Raw genomic sequence first — 18,945 nt, forward strand, 5'->3', positions numbered from 1 at the left:
GAGTGATCCTGTGTGCACAGGTTGTAGCGACGGGGGCGCCGTGGGGCGGGACGTGGTGGCTGCAGCGTGCCGACCGGTCCGGTCGACGCATCCTCAGGTCGACTGGAGCCAAGTAGACGGAGCCCAACCAGGTCGGTGGACCGTCGAGAAGCTCACGAAGGACGACTGGCCAGTTCTGCGGCAGGTGCGGCTCCGGTCCCTCGACACTTCGCCAGACGAACTAGGCGGCGACCGGAAGGTGACCGCCCAGTACGGCGAGCGGGAGTGGCGGGAGCTGTTCCAACAGGGAACGTGGTTCGTTGCGAACGAGGCCGGCGCCCCTATCGCGGTCGCCGCGCTCAACGCGTCTGCGTTCATCTTCCCCCACGAGTGCACCAAGCTCCGTATGCCTCACCCACACCTGGAAGCACTGTGGGTAGACCCACTCCACCGGCGACGCGGGATCGCCCAGGCGCTTGTCAAGGCAACAGTCACGGAGGCTGCGACGCGTGGCGCTCCCGCCATCGGACTCTGGGTGTTTGAGAAAAATATCCACGCAGCGGATTGGTTCGAGAAGAACTGCAAATTCTCGCCGAGGGACCACAAGCCCCAGCGCTACCGCGGCGAGCCCCGCAGGCAGTGGTGGCGACGACACCGGCGTGAGTACCACATGCACAGGCTCATCACTAGAGCAGACGAGCCCCGGCAGTCGATCGACCCTCGCGCCGTTCTGAATTCCGCGACCGAGAGTCAAACGGTGCGGTGATCCAATCCAGCACGTGACACCGACTCAACGCGTCGAGGCGGCCGCCGCACGGTCGCTTGGCAGTGGTGGCCCTTCGGGCCATCCCTGACCGGAGCGTCGACGGGTCCCGCAGGCTGGGCAACGGGGCCAAGTAGGAACCTGATCCCATCCTGGGTAACGCTCACCCACTGTCCGCCAGACAGACCCACCCCGCTCAACCTCAGCCGACTCCTCCATGGTTCCGGGGAAGCACGGACGAGGTCCGAGAGGTGGCGGCGAGGAGCCGGGCAGTCGGCGGCCCGCTCGCGCCAGGTTGACGCGGGCCGACGACGGCGACTGGTGCCACTGCGCAACAGATGAACGCGTCGGCACATTCTGTCACCGTTGGACGGTGACCCACCGCTTCGAGATCCGCACTCTCGAAAAGGGGGAGTGGGCCCTGCTGCGCGACCTGCGCCTGCTGGCGCTAGACCATGATCCCGCCGCGTTCGACTCCACCATCGCCCGCGAGGGCGCCTTCACCGAGTCCGGCTGGCTGGCCCGGATGGACACCACGACCTGGTTCGTCGCCGAAGCGCGCCGAACGCACATCGGTCTGGTCTGTGGCGCGGACCTGTCCGCCGATCCGCCCGACGAACGCCACCTCATGAGCCTCTGGGTCGCGCCCCCGTGGCGACGCTACGGCGTCGCCCGCGGCCTGATCACAGCGGTCACGGCCTGGGCCGCGCGCGACGCGGGCAGGTTCCTCTCCCTGTGGGTCGCGGACGACAACGCGCCGGCCATCGCCCTATTTGAACGTCTCGGGTTCGAACGGACCGGGTGGGAACAGCCGTTTCCCAGCGATCCGACCCGGCGCGAGGTACGGATGGTCAGAGACTTCGCCCGCGAGACCGCCGACGAGGGTCTCGGCTGACCTGACGCCGAGCCGCTCACGAGACCGGTCGCCGCCGGCGGTGCCCACCGGCGTGTGCCGGCGATCGCCGGATTCCGGCACCGACGGTGCCTCCAGCGCCAGCGGCCCGGCGAGCGTGCCCAGACGCACGCGTGTCCAGTTCCACGGGGTCAGCCGTCGGCGCGGCGACCGACCGTCCTGGCCGGCCTTCCGGGTCGCCGCTCTCGCGGGTGGCGCGGCGCCCCCGCCGACAACGTCCGTGACCCGGTCCGTCAGGTCCAGCGCCCGCAGGCCGGACGCGAGCGAGGTCTGGCTGGCTATCCGCTCCCAGAGCCGGCGCCACCTGGCGCGGTCCAGCTCCCACCGCTTGACATAGTCGGCCAGAACCTCGGGGTGGATCTCGGACCTGACCTTCTGGGCGGTCGCGAGCGCGCGCACTGCCGCCTCAGTCGCGTCCGCACCGACCTCGGGATTCGCGCACAGCCGTTCGATGGTGTCGGTGATGAAGCGCTCTCGCTCCGAGAGGAAGTGCCACCAGAACGCGGCCGTACCGGCCTCCCGGAGGCGGCCCGCGCGCACAAGGGCCATGAGGCCCTCCGCGAGGACGTCGCCGAACTCCTCGGCGGCGGCCCGCTGCGGGTTTGCGAACGGGTCAAAGTCGAGTTGCGTGACCCAGCCCGCCCAACCCAGCGCGCGGCGCTGGGCGGACTCGAGGAGAAAGAGCCAGTCCTCGTTGTAGACCTGAGGGAAGAACCCCGCTTCACGCGACGGGTCCACCACCAGAGCGGATCCGCTGACGAAGATTTCCTGGCGCCCGCCCGCGAGCCGGTTCGCGTGGCAGACAACCGAGTTGTCGGGGAAATGCCCCGTGCACATCCCGACGGCGTCGAAACGGTCCAACCCCTTCACCGCCTGCCGGACGAGATCCGCGGAGATATCCCGGATGTCGTCGTCCAGGAAAAGCAACGAACGCCACCCGGCGGCGGCACCGAGCAGCAGGCCGATATTGCGCTTGAGGTAGAGGTCGCCAAGGTGCACAGGAGCGGCGCCGAGCACGCCGGCCGTCTCGAACTCGTCAAGCTCGGGGTTCTTGTACGCGTCGGACAGATCGATCACGGTGGCCCTCAGCCCCGGGTAGGTCAGAGCCAGCGGGCCTACCTGGTCCGCCAGGGTCCGACCGCTACACAGGACGACCAGGTGCGCGTCGACGGACAGCGCCAGCTTCATGGCGGCCGTCAGGTTGCGCGCGGGCCTAGACGCCGGCACGACGATCGCGTCGAGCCGGTCCGCCTTCTCCGGGCCACACCGCCGCAGCAGCCCCAGGTGCGACACCTGATGGGTGACGGGCGCCCGCCCGCCGGCAAGGGGGTCACCGGGCGGTTCCACCTCGGCGCCCTCAGCGTTCACAGCCACGACGAATCAGGTCCTTCCGGGCCACTCAAAGACTATTATGTCCGGATCGTGCAGATCCGGCGTGAATGCCTTACCCTTCAGCACCCTGATCCGCATCAGGATGCCGAACTCTTCCGCATCGCCGAACCGCTCGAAGATATACCGCTCGTTGCGTTCCCTGAGTTTCCTGTCAGTAAGGCACCGCACCGAGCCGAAGACACCCCTGGAGTACACCCCGTTACAAATTGTCAGCGTGCACGCCCGATTGTAGGGGTTCGGCGTCCTGATCAGCAGGCCGATATCCTCGCGCAGACCGAGGCGTGGGTCGCTCGAAATCGTGGGCACGACCTTCTCCTGAGCTCCGTCCCGGTCGATGGCGAAGATCTCGCCCTCCTTGTACTCGGGGTCCTCGATCTGGGTCACCGGGAACTCGGCCTGCCCGCGGTTCCAGTCCGCGGCCTGGTTCCAACCGAGCCCGCCCAAGAGCACGAGGTGGCCGGACATGTCGTCCGGCTCCACGGCCTCCGACGTGATGAAGCGAACGTCTTCCAGGGCGGGGTTCTCCGCACGGAGGTGGCCCCACAGCTCCATCAGCGCGTCGAGGTCGGCGTAGGAAAGCAGCTCGGTGTAGTTGACGTCGCCCGTCGACGCGAGCGGGGGGCGGACATCCTCCGGAAGCTGGCCGCACACGATCCGCACCGGCGCCCTGTCGTCGAAGCGCCACGTCCTGCGCGGCGCGTCGGTGGGGAGCACGGCCACCGTCAGCTCGGGCTCGGGCGCCGCTGTCGCCCGCAGGAGGGCCGTCAGCTCGGCCAGAAGCACGTCCCGGGCGGCGCGCTCCTCGGCCGTGAGCTCGTCCTCGGCCGCTACCCGCGCCGCTGCGGTGTGCTCGTCGGCCCGGGGCGCGGCGTAGAAGACCGCATAGTTCTCCAGCCTCGTGAGCGGGATGCCGCGCGCATTGTTCTCGTCGGACGAGACGGTCGCGACCGACACGTCCAGAGCCACGGCGACGTGGGCCTGCCGCAGCCCGCCCTCAGCGGCCCGTCGCAGCGCACGGAGACGACGAGCCAGCGGCAGATTCACAACGGCCATCGACTCCACATCCTTCACCGGCGACACTAAATTTCAGTGAAACCTGAAGATCCGATGAATGACAAGAGTACCAAAGATCTCCGGCGGGCGACGAGCGGAGGCCCAGAAATCTACACGGCGCGCCACAGACATCCGAACCGCCAAGACCCTAGTCTTGTCGGCATGTTGGTCCCACAGTGGGAATTGATGGACCGTCAGGATTGCCGTCGAAAACTACACAAGTTCGGATCGAATTTCTGAACTTCAGAAGGGGGACCGGAATTGAGGCATCCACCGATCCGCGCGGGACCGCTACCAGCGGCAGAACCCCAGACAGCAGAACACCCCCGGTCTCGTTTCGCGGCGAAGAACCGGGGGCGCTCTGGCACTCAGGCGGGTCCGCCCGGCCCGTCAACCTTGCGGCACCTCGACGCAGCGGTGCCTCCGGCCGCCGTAGTGCCACCTACGGCGCCGGCACACCACGCGGCAGCGCAAGTTCGAGCGGGGACGGAGCCTGAATGTTCACCACAGTAGCCCTCGTGCAACACGCCGAAAAGGCCCAGGTGGCCCAATCGAACGGCATGGGGGCATGATCCTTCTGACCATCGTCACCTTCTTCGGCCTCGCCGCCCTGATCACCGGGCTGACCCGGCACATCTGGCACCTCTGGGGCATTGCGCGCGAGTTCCTGCGCCCGATGATGGCCGCCGTCAAGACGGTCGTGCTAGTCGTGCTGGTCGTGGGCGTCGTCATCCTGGTCGGAATGGCCAAGACCGCGCAGGACAACGCCCTGCCCCAGCCGCTGACCACGACCGCGAACACCCAGGTCACGGTCACGGTGCCCGCGCTCCGGTGAGCGGGGAGTGCACCCCCAGAAGTTCCATGCGATGGCCGCCCTCAACTCCGAGGGCGGCCATTCTCGCGCCCGGTCCCGGCCGCGGCTCGGGCCGCCGGGTTCAGCGACCTTCAGAGATCTGCCTGAACGGCGGCGGCCACCTTCAGCGAGCTTCAGCGTGCGGCTGCGACGCGGACCGCTGAACGTGAGTGAGGCCGCACCACCCAGCCCCCCGGATGCGCCTCCCCTGAGATCTAGCCGGCTCGGCCGCCTAGTTTGGTGACGACGGCGCGGTCGAGGTCGGCGGTGGCTAGGCCGGCGTCGTCGAGGAGGCCGGCGTCGAGTGCTCGCAGGACGTGGCCGGCCAGGGCCTTGGCGGTCGCGGGCTCGTCGGCCACGGCGCCCGCGGACCGGGCCTCCGCGTAGGCGGAGAGCCGGGCGAGCGCCGCGGGCAGGCCCGCGAGCAGGTTCGCGGCCACGGCCGCGTGTCGGCTCACGAGCTGGGCGGGGTGCAGGTCCCAGCCCTGGTAGAGACCGCGCCGCCAGGCCCTGCTGACGAGCTCGGCGTGCCGGCGCCAGGCCGCGCGCACGGCGTCCGTCGACCCGACAGGCAGCAGGTTGGACGAGCCGTCGGCCACCCGGATCCCGGTGCCGGCGGTCACCAGCTGCATGAGCGTCGTGGCGTACTCGACAGCCGGGTGGTCGCTGGCCTGGTGCTCGGCGGCGATCCCGAGCGCGGCCGAGTAGTCGTAGGTGCCGACGTGCAGGCCCGTGACGCGGCCTCGGCCGGCGTCCACCAACGCGGGCAGGGCGAGCACCGCCGCCGGGGTCTCGATCTGCAGCTCGACGGCCGGCGGGCGCAGGTCGATCCGGGGCACCAGCTCGTCGAGCACGGCGAGGAAGACCGTGACCTGCTCCGGTGCACTCACCTTCGGCAGGGTGATCACCAGACCGGGCGGGCCGCCGTCGTCACCGGCGAGCGCGGTGAGGAACAGGTCGAGGCTGCGCAGCCCGCGGTCACGCACCGCCGGGTCGAGCGACTTGGGCCGCAGCCCGTAACTGGCTGGCAGCGCCCCAGCCGCCGAGGCCATCCGCAGCGCCTCGGCCGCGGCGACGGCGTGCTCGTCCTCCACGTCGTCCGGGCGGATGCCGTAGCCGTCCTCCAGATCGACCCGCAGGTCCTGGATGGGATCCATCGACAACGTGCGCAGCACGTGGGCGTGCACCCGCTCGGCCAGCGCTGGATCGGCCTCGCCCGGCCCCCCGCCCGACTGCCCGGCTGCCGCGCCGGCCGCACCGGCCGCACCGGCCGCACCGGCGCCTGTCACCGTGCCGAGGCCGACGGCGTCGGCGAGTTCCGCCGGTGACCCCGCGTGCTCCGCGAGCGCCTCGCGGGCGCTTTCACCCCATTCGAGGATGACGTCGGGATGGAGCCGCTCGGCCGACACGTAGCAGGTGTGCACGGGCTGACGGGTGCCTGGGTCGCCAGGGTGGCGCGCCGCGAGCGTCGCATCCACGGGCGCGAGCGGCGCCGTCAGCCGGGCCAGCAGATGTTCCGACAGGGTGGGCACACCGTCCAGTGTGGGCGTGGGCTCGAAGGTGCGCTGAGCGCACCACTCGCCCACGTCTGTCGGACGCTCCGCGCCCGACGAGCCTGACACCGGGCACGGGTATTCAGCCGAATTTGCACGAATCGGAACGAATACGGCAGTGCTGGCGTGTTTGTCGCGCGCTCCGCGCCCGACCGGTCTTGGTGGCGGGCGGGGCTGGCGTGGGGCGTGCGGTCAGTCGGCGTGCGGTCAGCTGCCCCGGTAAGAGGAGAGGCCATACGGGGCGAGCAGGAGCGGGACGTGGTGGTGGGCAGTCGGATCGTCGATCACGAAGGTGATGGTCACCTCGGGGAAGAACGACGACCGTGCCGCGGTGTCGAACACCAGCCGCCACCGTCCGGCCGTGTCAGCTGGAAGCGCTCCCGCGCGGCCATCGGCGTCGGTCACCGCCTCGGCCACCAGCTTCCAGCCCCTGGGTTGCCCGTCGAAACCCAGGATGGTCTTCTCCAGCCGGAGCGCGACGCCGGCGGCCGGCTGGCCGGCACCGGTATCGAGGACATGCGTGGACAGTGACATCTGGGCCCTCACGATTCGTCGGCGCGCAACGGTGCGCTCTGATGGCCGCCCCCGGAAAGTATCCCGAGCCTGTCGGGCCGGGGTCGCCGCCGGCCACGGCAACGGACGACGGCCCACCATCGGCACCAGCGTGGTACTTCGCGATGGCCGGAACCGGACTTCAGCACAGCCGCCCATGGCGAGACACGCCCGTGAGGATCGCGAAGGCCCGCGGCCGACCCGGTGACCTGCGGTTCCGGCGGCCGGCGGCTCGGCGCGCGCGGGCCTCGGCCTCACACGTATGCCGACCAATCCGAGACGGGCCCACAACCACGGCGAGTCGTCTACGTCACCAAATGGCCACTAAGCGGCTAGGATCCGCCGGTAAGTCCAGGACCGAATCCGGACCTGTTAGACCGGCGAGGCCGATCCGACGGGGATCCCAGGTGCGGAGGTCGGTCGGGACGGAACAGGGGGCTGAGTCGGGACGGGTCGACGTGGAGTGGGTCGAGGCAGGCAGATGATGCGTTTTGTCGGTCGCGTGTCTGAGCTCGGCCTGCTAGCCGCGCAGTACGCAGCGGCGGTCGCCCCCAGCCTGCGGTGCGTGCTCGTCGAAGGACCGCCCGGCATCGGCAAGACGACGCTGCTCGACTGGTTCCTCGGCGGGCTCGCCGAGGGCGACCTCCCGCCCGGAACGCCCAGGCCGACCATCGTCCGGGTCGAGGCCGCGTACGGTGCCCGCACCCATGATCTGGACCTGGCCAACCGGCTGCTGGACCAGCTCACGCCTGCGCCGGATACGAGCGCCGCCGCGGGAGCGACGGTGCCCGGCGCGCGACCGGCCGGCGCCGACGACGGCCCTGCCGCCGTGGCCGCCCCGGACCCCGGCCGCCAGTACCACGGCCTCCGGCTTCCGGCTCTCGTCGCTCCGGCGGCCCCGAGAGCGCGGGACATCGACATCGACGGGATCGGGTCCGCCGGCGCGTTCGAGGCCGACGCCCCCGACGTGGCGGCCGGCGCGGTAGCGGAGCGGATCCGCGAGACCGGCGAGCTGCTCACCCGCGCCGCCGAGCTTTGCTGCGCCACCGGTCCGATGGTGCTCCGGATCGACGACATCCACTGGTGCGACGCCCCGTCGCTGCGCGCCGTCGGGCACCTGCTGCTGCACGGGAGCAGGCTGCCGCTGCTGGTCCTGATCGCCGGCCGGCCGCACGACTCCCCCTGGCTGGACGGGGTGCGCCGGCGCGCCGCGGTCGCGGGCCTGGCCTTGGACCTGTCAGGTTTCGGGGAGACGGAGCTGGCCGAGCTGTGCGCCGCCCGCGGACTGCCCCCGCCCCCGCCCCGCCGGCTGCGCCACCTCGTCGAGGCCACCGAGGGCAACCCGCTGTGGATCAGCAAACTGCTCACCGCCGACGGCGACGAGCGCTGGGAGGGGGTCGGCCAAAGCGCGGTCAGCGCGCCGCGGGCGCCGGAGTCGCTGGCCTCGCTCGTCCAGCGCGACCTGGCCGCCTGCCCGCCGGAGGGCCGCCAGCTGGCCGCCGCCGTCGCGGTGCTCGGCCGCGGCGGCGGCCTGGCTGAGATCGCCACGCTCGCCGGGATCACCGAGCCGGCTCGCGCGCTCGCGCAGGCGGTGCGCCACGACCTGGTCGGCACCGCCGGAGCGCCGCCGGCGCTGCGGGTCGTGCCGCCGCACGCGGTCGTCCGGGCGACGATCTACCACGCCGTTGACCTGGAGGAACGGTCCGCGCTGCATCTGGCGGTGGCCGAGGCGTCGGCCGACCGCGCGACCGCGCTGGAGCACCGGGCCGCCGCGGCGTTGACCCCCGACAGCGAGCTCGCCGACGAGCTGATCAAACTGGCCGGGTCGGAGTCCGCCTCCGGGCGCTACGCCTGGGCGGCCGACCATCTGCTGCTCGCGGCCTCGATCACCCCGGACCGCGCCCAGGCTCGCTCACTGCGCCTCGACGCGGCGATGTCGTTCCTCCAGGCCGGCGAACGCGCCGAGGCCACGGCGGCGCTGGCCGCGGGCGACGGTGCCGAGGATCAGAGCACCGACGACGGCGACCAGGTCGACGGCTCGCCCCGCCAGCTCTATGTGCGGGCGCACCTGGACCTGCTGGCCAACCGGGCCGAGCAGGGCGTTCTCGGCTTCATGGCCAGCTGGGACGCCGCCCGCGCCCGTGGTGACGCCGAGACCGCCGCGCAGAGCGCCGCTGGGGTCGGGCAGGCCTACATCCTGGCCGGGTTCTACAACGCGGCCCAGGACTGGGCCCGACGGGCGTTCGACGAGACGGGCGCGCCGTCCCCCATGCGGGCGCAGGGGCTGGCGCTGGCCGCGTCGGCACTTACCGCCGCGACCGGCGACGGCGCGCGGGCGCTCGCCGAACTGGCCGACGGCGAGCGGCTGCTCGACCCGACGCCGCACACTCAGATGACGATCCGGGTCGGCCGCGGCGCGGTGCGGCTGTGGTCCGGGGACCTGGACGGCGCCGTCGCGGACCTGCGCCCTGGGACCTACACCCCGCAGGATCCGTTGCACCAGCGCTTCATGGGGATGATCCACTACACCGAGGCGGCCTTCCGGTCCGGGCGCTGGGAGGAGTCGCTCGCCTGCGGCCGCGACAGCGTCACGCTCGCCGAGTCGGCCGGGCACCTCTGGGCACTGCCGGTCGTCCACGCCACGGCCGCGCTCGTTCCGGCGGCGCGCGGCGACGCGGCCACCGTCGGTCGGATGCTGGCCCGGGTGGCCGAGTACGACGTCGAGGGCGTGGCGGCGATCTGCGCCTACCGCACCACCACAGCCGCGCACCTGGCCGCGGCGCTCGACGACCCGGACGGCGTCGTCGTGGCCTGCTCGCGGGCCGCGGCGCTGGCGAACCCGGCGGGCGCGCGCCCGCCCGGTGTCTTCGAGTGGCGTCACCTCTACATCGAGGCACTTGCCCGGCTGCGCCGGTTCGCCGAGGCCGAGGCGGAGCTTGCGAGCCTCGAGGCCGACGCGCGTACCCGCGGCTCGGCGGTGACGCTCGCGCTCGTGGCCAGGGCGCGCGGCGTCCTGCGCGCGAGCCAGCGCCGCCACGACGAGGCGGTCGCGCAGTTCGAGAGGTCGGCCGCCGAGTCCGACGCGCTGGGCATGCCGTTCCCGGCGGCCCAGGCCCGGCTGCGCGCGGCCGAGGTGCACCGGCGCCAGCGCCGCAACGCCAGGGCCGCGGCCGAGCTGACCGCCGCGCTCGACGTCTTCGACGCGCTGGGCGCCGCGACGTACTCGCGCCGGTGCCGCGAGTTGATCGCCACCCTGCGCGGGCGGGCGGCGCTCAGGACCGCTCCGGTCGCCACGCACCCGGGTGATGTGCCGCCGATCACGTACCTGGCCTCCCCGGCCGCCGCGGGGAGCGGCGAGGCCCGCGCCAGTCCGCGGCCGGTGGCCGGCGGCACCGGCGGCAGGCCACTGACGGACCGAGAACAGGCACTGCTGACGAGAATTTTGCGTGGCGACGACTTCGAGTCGATCGCCAGGGAGCTCTACATGTCGAAGGGTCACGCCGAGAACGTCGCCCGAGAGCTGTACCGGATGCACGGCGTCACCTCCCGCGCGGAACTCGCCGGCATCTACCTGGGTCTGCGCGGCTCCGGCGACTTCCCTGCCTACCCGCTGCCCACCCCGCCACCGCCTCGGGATGAGGCGGACGAGCCCCGACCGGCGCCACCGCCGACGGACAGCCCCGACGGTGCCCTGGGCCGCTGACCGCCGCGCCTGGCCGTCGAAGACGGTCGCGACTCGGGGCTATGCGGCGGCCCCGTGCCGGACCGCCGCATAGCCGACCTCGTATCGCGCCGCAAGTGGCGGCGAGACGGTCCTCCACAACCCGGGCCGTCACCTCCCGTAATTTTGACGGACCGGGCCGTGGAGGTCGGGCGCCCGGAGGAACGACCCCCCGACGACCGTCCGGGCGGCACCGTAGACGATGCTAGGCCGCCCGAGGAGCCCACCGACAGTGGAAAATCCCATGTAAGGCAAGGCCTCTCCTTGAGCGGCGTCTTGCCGTCCTAGGCCCAATGGGACCGCGCTGCCTCCCGGGGGCCAGCCCGTCAGGAACCGGTGACGAGACGGCACAGCCGGCTCGTGGCCACCGCATCCCCCTGGGAGACGCCCGGACACCCGGGGAGGCCACATCCTTTTCGTCAGGAGCCCGTAATCAGCCGGTGCAGCCGCATGGCGGTGATCTCCGCCTGCTGGCCGGCGGCGACCCGCAGCTCGCGGTCCGGGTCGTTCTCGAGGCGCTCCCGCAGCAGGGAGAGCATCTCCTCTGCGCTCCGCCCCGCTGCCCGGATCAGGAAGATGTAGCCGAAGCGCTCCTCGTAGGCGGCGTTGCCCTCGGCCATCGCGGCGCGGACCTCCGCGCTCGCCGACTCCAGCGCGGCCTGCTCGCGGCGCGGGGCGTCCAGCCCGACGACGGTCGCGCGCGCCGACGTCGGCGGGGCCGACGCGACTGCCGGGCGCTCACCGATCCGCGGGTGCGCGGTGAACGCCTCGAGCCACGCCGCCTCCGTCAGCTGCCACCACTCCTGCTCGGCGACGGCGAGCAGCTCGTCGAGGGTGCCGAACGGCCGGCGGGCGACGACGGCGTCCGCCCAGTCCTCCGATCCGCAGCAGGCGAGCAGCTCCTCCTTGGCCGCGCCGGGCGAGAGCGCGTCCAGCCAGCGCATCGCCAGCGACTCGCGGCCCGGCTCGGTCGGTGCGCCGAGCAGGCGCAGCCGGGCGAGGCCGCCGTCGGGAATCGCGTCGACCCGCACGTGCGTCGCCTCGACCGGCACCTCCAGGTCGAACAGGTGCCTGGTGTTCGGCTGGGTCCTGGTCGGTGGCAGCATCGGGCGCCATTCGGTGATCGCCGAGACGTCGTCCGAGAAGGACAGCTCGGGCGCGTTCGCCGCCCAGAGCGCGACGGCGCGCGGCGCGTTGCCGCGGAAGTGGCGGGTGTCGACCTCGGCGCGCACGACCCGCCCGGTCGTCGCCAGGCGGATCACCGCCCAGTCGTAGCCGGGGGTCCGCCGGCGGCGGGTCTCCCAGCCCTCGCCCATCACCCGGGCCTCGCCGGAGGCGTTGAGATTGTGCCGGTCGCCGTAGTGCATATCGCTGGCGGCGACGACCACGCCGCCGAGATAGGCGGCGGCGAGGTCGGAGGTCACTCGGTCGAGCAGCCGCGGGTCGGGCACGACCTGGCCGTGGGCGCGCAGCCGGGCCACGCCGCCGTCCGGGTGGATCGTCAGACGCAGGTGGGTGATCCGGATCTGGCCGGGGCCCTCGACGGGCAGCACGTTGACCGAGTCCGCGTTCACCAGGGTGCGCGGCACGAGCGTCACCCACTGCACCGACTCGTCGAGCAGCTCCTCCGGCGCAGGGTAGCCGCCGACGGTGGCACCCTGGATCTCCACAGCCTCCGGCGCGTTGCCGGTGAAGTGGGTGGTGTCGACCGTGATGGCGTGCACGATGCCGGGCACACCTAGGCGGACCACCGCCCAGTCGGCCCCCGGCAGCACCCGGCGCCGCCGGGTCTCCCAGCCGTCGGTCCACTGGCCCCGCTCGGTGAACACCCCCGGCCGCACGATCGGCGGCTCTGGCAGCAGCATCCGCTCGGCGAACGCGAAGAACTCGTCGTTGACCGCGACCACCGAGCCCCCAAGCCGCGCGCCGGCGAGGTCGACGAGGTTGGTCAGGTCGGGCGCGTCAGCCATCCGGGGTCTGTCCTCCCTGCGTTCCCAGGCCTGTGTGCCCGGGTGACGCATGCTCGAATCTGTCTGTTTTCCCTGGCGCCGCGTTTCCCCTGGCGCCGCGTTCCGCGCCGCCATCGGGAAGCTGCCCGGAGCGCGGCGAACAGGGTCGGCCAGCGCGGGCAGTGAACATGGTCAGCCAGCTCGGCTCAGGAGCTGGCCGCGCGGCGGCCGGCCGCCGTCGATCCGCTGGCCGCGCAGGTAGGTCGCGTGGACGACGCCGTCCAACGTTCTTCCAGCGTAGGGGGTGAGTGGGTGGCGGTGGGCGAGCATTGCGGCGTCCACCACATCGGAACCTTCCGGGTCGAACACCGCGAAGTCCGCGTCGGCGCCCACCGCGATCCGGCCCTTGTGGACAAGCCCGGCGTGGTCCGCGGGCCCGGTCGCCACCCAGCGGGCCAGGTCCGCGAGGCCATGGGAACGCTGACGCGCGCCGGTCCACACCGCGCGCGGGCCGAGCTGGACGGAGGCGATGCCGCCCCAGGCGGTGCCGAAGTCGCCGGTGTCGACCGACTTGACGTCGGGACTCGCGGGCGAGTGGTCCGAGACGACGCCGACGAACAGCCCCTCGGCCAGGCCGTCCCAGAGGCGCTCCAGGTTGGCGCGTTCCCGGATCGGTGGCGCGCACTTGAACTCGGTCGCGCCGTCAGGGACCTCCTCCGCCGTGAAGCTGAGGTAGTGCGGGCACGTCTCGACGGTCAGCGGCAGCCCTTCGTCGCGGGCGGCGAGCACATCGTCGAGCGCCCCGGCGGCCGCCAGGTGCAGCACGTGCAGCCGGGCGCCGGTCGCGCCGGCGAGCGCCGCGAGCGCGGCGACGGCCTCCGTCTCGGCGGCCGGCGGCCGGGAGCGCAGCCAGCTCGCGAACGCGCGGCCGGCGGCGGGCGGCGCGACGTCCAGAACGCCTGGCGACTCGGCATGGACGACGGTGAGCGCGCCGAGCCGGGCGGTGTGCCTCGTCGCGGCGGCGAGCGCCTCCATCGACACGTGCGGGAACTCCTCGACCCCGGACGGGGCGAGGAACGCCTTGAAGCCGAACACGCCAGCGTCGTGCAGCTCGGCGAGGTCGCGGACGCTGGTGGCGTCGGCGCCGATGATTCCGCCCCAGAAACCGACGTCCACGGAGATCTGCCCGGCGGCCGCGGCCCGCTTGGCCTCGAGCGCGGCCACCGACGTCGTCGGCGGGATCGAGTTCAGCGGCATATCGATGATCGTCGTCACGCCGCCCTCGGCCGCCGCCCTCGTGGCGGTCGCGAAGCCCTCCCAGTGGGTGCGGCCCGGCTCGTTGACGTGCACGTGCGCGTCGACCGCGCCGGGCAGCAGGGCGAGGTCACCGAGGTCGGTGACAGCGGCGCCCGGGCCGACCTCGTCCGGGCCGGTGATCGCGGTGATCCGCCCACCCGCGACGTGCACCGCCGCGGCCATCACGCCCCGCGGCGTCACAACCCGCCGCGAGCGCAGCACCTCCACCCGTTCCGGCAGCGTGAGCGCCGGCGCGTCCGGCTCAGTCGTCATCGTCGTCCCGTCCGTGTCGTATCGGTTCGCCGCCCGGCGACGGCGTCACCAGGTCCGCCGGGCGGACCGGGACGCGGCGCAGGTCGCGGCCGACGGCGGCGCGGATCGCCGCCACGACCGCCGGGGTCGCCGTGCCGGTCGGCGCCTCACCGACCCCCTTGACCCCGTACGGCGCGTCGGGCTGCGGATAGGTGACCGCGACGAAGTCCAGCTCGGGCACGTCGGCGATGGTCGGCAGCAGGTAGTCGTGGAAGGTCGGGTTGACGACGACGCCGTCGACGGTGACCAGCTCCTCCATCACCGCGACGCCCAGGCCCTGCGCGGTGCCGCCCTCGACCTGGCCGAGCAGCGACAGCGGGTTGAGCACGGTCCCGCAGTCCTGCGCGAGCGCCAGCGACACCACCCGGACCAGCCCCAGGTCAAGGTCGACGTCGACGACCGCGCGGTGCGCCGCCGCGGCATAGGCCACGTGCGCGTCACCCTGGCCGCGCCCGTCGAGCGCCTCGGTGCGCCGGTGGTGGTGGGTGTATTCGGCTTCCACGGGACCGTCGGCCAGCGCCTCGGCGAGCGGGATCCGCGCACCGGCCTCTGGTCCGATGATCTGCCCGTCGCGCAGGCTGAGCACCCGGCGAGGCGCCTCGATGACCGACGGCGGCAGGCCCAGGGCGCGCGCCACCCTGGCCAGCAGCCGGTCGGCGACGGCGGCGCAGGCACCGCGCACCGCTCCGCCGCTCATCCAGGTCTGCCGGGACGCGCTGGTGGAGCCGGCGCTGCCCACGGCGGTGTCCGCCGGGGCGAGCACCACCTCCTCGACGGCGAGCTCGGTGCGCGCGATCTGCCCGGCGATCGTGACGAAGCCCTGCCCGACCTCCGCGCAGGCGGTGTGCACCCACGCCCGCGGTACCCCGTCCGGCCCGAGCTCCAGGCGCACCCGCGCCACCGACGAGTCGTCGAAACCCTCGGAGAACAGCAGGTTCTTGATGCCGAGCGCGTAGCCGACCCCGCGGCGCACCCGGGCCGGGTCGGCGCCGGCCGGCCGGCCGCCGGGCAGCGCGAGGCCGCTGCCCACGCCGGGGCTGGCCGGGTCGAGCGGCGGCGGAAGCGGGCGGGAGGCGACCAGCTCGATCAGCTCTCGGGCCGGTACCGGGCCGGGGATCGGCACCCCCGTCGGCAGGATGTCGCCGGCGGCGAGCGCGTTGCGGGCCCGCAGCTCGACCGGGTCCATCCCGAGCGCGTCCGCGAGCCGGTCCATCTGCGCCTCGTGCCCGAAGGTCACCTGCGGCACGCCGAAGCCGCGCATCGCCCCGCACGGCGGGTTGTTCGTCCGGACGGAGGCGCCGTACAGGTGGGCGTTCGGCACCCGGTAGGGCCCGGCGGCATGGGTGACCGCGTTCGAGATCACGGCCCGCGAGCTCGACGCGTACGCCCCGCCATCCAGGATGACCCGGGCCTGCACCGCCACCAGGTCGCCATCTCGGGTCGCTGAGTGCCGGAACCACATCCGCGCCGGGTGGCGGTGCGGGTGGCCGAGGAAGCTCTCGACGCGGTCATAGGCGATCCGCACCGGCGCCCCGGTGCCGAGCGCCAGCAGTGCGCCATGGACCTGCAGGGTCACGTCCTCGCGGCCGCCGAACGCGCCGCCGACGCCGGCGAGCGTGAGCCGCACCAGCTCCTCCGGCAGCCCGAGGCAGGCGGCGACCTGCTCCCGGTCCGAGTGCAGCCACTGGGTGGCGACGGCCATGTCGACGCCGCCGTCGGCGGCCGGGGTGACCAGCGCGGCCTCCGGGGAGAGAAAGGCCTGGTCCTGCATGCCGAAGACGTAGGTGTCCTCGACGACGACCTCGCCGGCGAGGTCCGGGGTGTCGCCGTGGAGGATGTCGATCTGCCGGTAGATGTTGGGATGGCCGGGGTCGCTGAACTCGCCGCCCGGGCCGTAGCCGGGGCTGCCCGGGTGCAGCGGCTCGGCGCCGGGTGCGATCGCGAGCTCCGGGTCGGTGACCGGGGGCAGCGGCTCGTAGTCGACCTGGATCGCCGCGAGCGCCCGCCGGGCGGTATGGGCGTCGACGGCGGCGACGGCGGCGACCGGCTCGCCGGCGTAGCGTGCCTCCGTCGCCGCGAACACCGGCTGATCGAGGCCGATCAGCCCAAAGGTGGCGACACCGGGAACGTCGGCCGCGGTCACGACGGCGGCAACGCCGGGGATCCGCAGCGCGGCCGAGATGTCGACGGCGAGGATCCGGGCGCGCGCGTGCGGGCTGCGCAACGTGCGCGCATGCAGCATCCCGGGCAGCGCCAGGTCTCCGGCGTAGGGGAAGGTGCCCGTCACCTTGGCCGGCCCGTCCGGGCGCAGGGCCGACGCCCCGATCCCCTCGCGCCCCGGCTCTGGCAGCCCGGTGCTCACGGCTCGGCCCCCCGACCGGCATCCGGACGACCGGCGGCGCCCGCCGGGCCGCCCTGGCCCGCCACGCCCGCCCGGCCGGCCGCCGCCGCGGCGATGTCGGCCTGGACGGCCCTGACGGCGGCGATGATCCGGCCGTAGCCGGTGCAGCGGCAGATGTTGCCGGCGAGGGCCTCCCGGATCTCGTCCTCGTCGGCCTCCGGGCGCCGGCCCAGCAGGTCGGTGACGGCGACGACGAAGCCGGGCGTGCAGAAGCCGCACTGCACGGCGCCGTGGCGCAGGAAGGCCGCCCGCACGGCGGGTGCCAGCCCGTCGGCCGGCAGACCGGCGAGCGTCGTCACCCGGGCGTCGGCGGCGTCGGCGGCGAGCGTCGTGCAGGCGGCGATCAGCTGGCCGTCGAGCAGCACCGAGCAGGACCCGCAGCGCCCCTGCTCGCAGCCGTCCTTGACGCTGGTGATCCCGAGCCGCTCACGCAGCACCGTCAGCAGGGAGTCACCGAGCCAGGCGCCCGTCACGGCGCGCAGCCTGCCGTCGACGTGCAGGCGGTAAGGCCGGGCGACCGGCCCGGCGTCGGTGTCCTCGTCGGTGTAGTCGTAGCGGGCCGTGCTCCCCCGGTCGAGCACCCGGCGGGCGGGCACGCCCAGGCCAGAACCGGCGTCCTCGTCCGTTCCCACCACCGTCACCGGCTCCGTCCCTCCGTCGATGCGTCATCCCACCGACCGCCTCCGGAGGAGCGAAGGTGAAGCATTGTCGCTCCTCCTTCGGCTGACGCGTCATCCCACCGACCGCCTCCGGAGGAGCGAAGGTGAAGCATTGTCGCTCCTCCTTCGGCTGACGCGTCATCCCACCGACCGCCTCCGGAGGAGCGAAGGTGAAGCATTGTCGCTCCTCCTTCGGCTGACGCGTCATCCCACCGACCGCCTCCGGAGGAGCGAAGGTGAAGCATTGTCGCTCCTCCTTCGGCTGACGCGTCATCCCACTGACCGCCTCCGGCCAGGCAGCGGGCGAGCGCCCGCCCGGCCAGCACCCCGGCCGCGTGCCAGCGGTAGGCCGCGGGGTCACGCGGCCCCTCCGGAAGCTGCGCCGGCGCGGCGCGGGCCGCGTCGGCGACCAGCGCGCCGAAGCGACGCGCGAGGGCGGCCCACGCCGCCTCGTCCCGCCCGGGGGACGCCCAGTCGATCTCGGCCGTCGCGAGGCTCTCGGCCTCGGTGGCACGCAGCGGCATCGAGGCGACGCCGCCGACGGCGCAGTTGACCCGGCCGCCGGCCCGGTCGACGACCAGCGCGCAGGACACCAGCGCCGGGTAGGCGGCCTGCCGGCCGCCGATCTTGAGGAAGACCTGCGGCCCCCGGGGGCGCGGGACGCGGATCGCGGTCACCAGCTCGCCGCGGCCGCGTCCCGGGGCCTGGGCGAGGAAGCCGTCGAGCGGTGTGGTGCGCGGGCCGCGGCGCGCCGAGCAGGTCAGCACGTCAGCGCCGGCGGCGGTCAGGAAGGTGAGCAGGTCGCCACGCGGGTTCGCCGAGCCGAGCGCGCCGCCGACCGTGCCGGCATTGCGGATCTGGGCCGAGCCGACGGCCCTGGCGGTCGCCGCGAGCCCGGGCGCGGGTGCCCAGTCCGCGAGCTCGGCGTAGGTCACCCCTGCGCCGATGGTGAGCGCCTCCGCGCAGGCACCCCGGGCGCGCAGCTCGAGGACGCGGCGCAGCGCCACGATCGCGCGCGGCCGGCGAGTGCCAGCGCGCAGCGCCGGGACCAGGTCAGTGCCGCCCGCGAGCAGCTCCGCGTCGCCGGCCTCGGCGAGGATCCGGACCGCCTCTCCGACCGTGCCCGGCCTGTGCAGCGCGGCCGTGGTGCCTGTCACCTGGCCAGCCTCCCGCCCGTCACCCTCTGTAAGCATGCGCAGGAGCCACGCCACCGGCAGCCGGTGGCCTGGCGCGTCGCCGGCACTGGCCGCGGGTCTCTGACCAGCGCGAGCGGCGCGAACGACGCCTACGTGCACGAGCCGTTCGCCCGTCGACGATAGGACCCGCAGGTTACGGGCGTGTTCAGGCCAGCGCCTGCGCGTGGGCTGCCAGAGGCGACCGGGAGTGCTCACAGCGTGTTACATCACTGAACGTCGGTTAGCGGCCGGCGCGGCCCGGGACCGTGGATGATGTGCGGAAGGCCAGCCCATCTCCGGCCGGCCCCGACCAGCCGGGATGGGCCGCTCGGCCGTTGGCCGAACGCCGGTGACAGGACAGCGATGACGAGGGC

General features: G+C 73.3%; 11 protein-coding genes and 1 pseudogene. 4 read left to right on the forward strand and 8 right to left on the reverse strand.

Annotated elements, in window-relative coordinates; genetic code table 11:
• The first annotated feature begins 40 nt into the window (after window positions 1-40).
• Window positions 41-745 (forward strand): GNAT family N-acetyltransferase, encoded by a 705-nt coding sequence (locus QOZ89_RS04465; RefSeq protein ID WP_312623030.1) that lies wholly within the window; start codon window positions 41-43, stop codon window positions 743-745.
• 370 nt (window positions 746-1,115) lie between these two features.
• Window positions 1,116-1,637: a GNAT family N-acetyltransferase gene (locus tag QOZ89_RS04470; protein ID WP_312623032.1), complete on the forward strand. Its 522-nt coding sequence runs from the start codon at window positions 1,116-1,118 to the stop codon at window positions 1,635-1,637.
• Between the two features lie 1,398 nt (window positions 1,638-3,035).
• Here QOZ89_RS04470 and QOZ89_RS04475 read toward each other — a convergent pair.
• Window positions 3,036-4,100 (reverse strand): helix-turn-helix domain-containing protein, encoded by a 1,065-nt coding sequence (locus tag QOZ89_RS04475; RefSeq protein ID WP_312623033.1) that lies wholly within the window; start codon window positions 4,098-4,100, stop codon window positions 3,036-3,038.
• A gap of 568 nt (window positions 4,101-4,668) precedes the next feature.
• Here QOZ89_RS04475 and QOZ89_RS04480 point away from each other — a divergent pair.
• Complete coding sequence (locus QOZ89_RS04480; protein WP_312623034.1) at window positions 4,669-4,935, forward strand: hypothetical protein; 267 nt, start codon at window positions 4,669-4,671, stop codon at window positions 4,933-4,935.
• A gap of 233 nt (window positions 4,936-5,168) precedes the next feature.
• Here the strand turns inward: QOZ89_RS04480 and QOZ89_RS04485 are convergent, their stop codons facing one another.
• Entirely contained in the window at window positions 5,169-6,485 is a 1,317-nt protein-coding gene (locus tag QOZ89_RS04485) for a DUF6986 family protein (RefSeq protein WP_312623117.1), read from the reverse strand.
• A gap of 228 nt (window positions 6,486-6,713) precedes the next feature.
• The gene (uraH, locus tag QOZ89_RS04490; protein ID WP_312623035.1) at window positions 6,714-7,040 is read right to left on the reverse strand and encodes a hydroxyisourate hydrolase; all 327 of its coding nucleotides are present in this window, start codon (window positions 7,038-7,040) and stop codon (window positions 6,714-6,716) included.
• A 502-nt stretch (window positions 7,041-7,542) separates the two neighbouring features.
• Here uraH and QOZ89_RS04495 point away from each other — a divergent pair.
• Complete coding sequence (locus QOZ89_RS04495; protein ID WP_312623118.1) at window positions 7,543-10,761, forward strand: AAA family ATPase; 3,219 nt, start codon at window positions 7,543-7,545, stop codon at window positions 10,759-10,761.
• Between the two features lie 437 nt (window positions 10,762-11,198).
• On the opposite strand, the gene QOZ89_RS04500 is transcribed toward QOZ89_RS04495, so the two are convergent.
• The 5 genes and pseudogenes from QOZ89_RS04500 to QOZ89_RS04520 all read right to left on the reverse strand — a co-directional run.
• Entirely contained in the window at window positions 11,199-12,749 is a 1,551-nt protein-coding gene (locus QOZ89_RS04500) for an allantoicase (protein WP_312623036.1), read from the reverse strand.
• A 171-nt stretch (window positions 12,750-12,920) separates the two neighbouring features.
• Window positions 12,921-14,297, reverse strand: a complete 1,377-nt coding sequence (gene allB / locus QOZ89_RS04505) for an allantoinase AllB (protein WP_312623037.1) — start codon at window positions 14,295-14,297, stop codon at window positions 12,921-12,923.
• Complete coding sequence (pucD, locus tag QOZ89_RS04510) at window positions 14,287-16,698, reverse strand: xanthine dehydrogenase subunit D (RefSeq protein ID WP_312623038.1); 2,412 nt, start codon at window positions 16,696-16,698, stop codon at window positions 14,287-14,289. The genes allB and pucD overlap by 11 nt, the downstream gene beginning before the upstream one ends.
• Window positions 16,695-17,378 carry a (2Fe-2S)-binding protein gene (locus QOZ89_RS04515; RefSeq protein WP_116271377.1) on the reverse strand — a complete coding sequence of 228 codons (684 nt, stop codon included), beginning with the start codon at window positions 17,376-17,378 and terminating at the stop codon, window positions 16,695-16,697. The genes pucD and QOZ89_RS04515 overlap by 4 nt, the downstream gene beginning before the upstream one ends.
• A gap of 311 nt (window positions 17,379-17,689) precedes the next feature.
• A pseudogene (locus QOZ89_RS04520) lies at window positions 17,690-18,589 on the reverse strand (FAD binding domain-containing protein); the annotation flags it as partial.
• Window positions 18,590-18,945: the final 356 nt, after the last annotated feature.

Origin of the sequence: Pseudofrankia coriaricola, from assembly GCF_032027725.1 — a bacterium.
Lineage (GTDB): Bacteria > Actinomycetota > Actinomycetes > Frankiales > Frankiaceae > Pseudofrankia.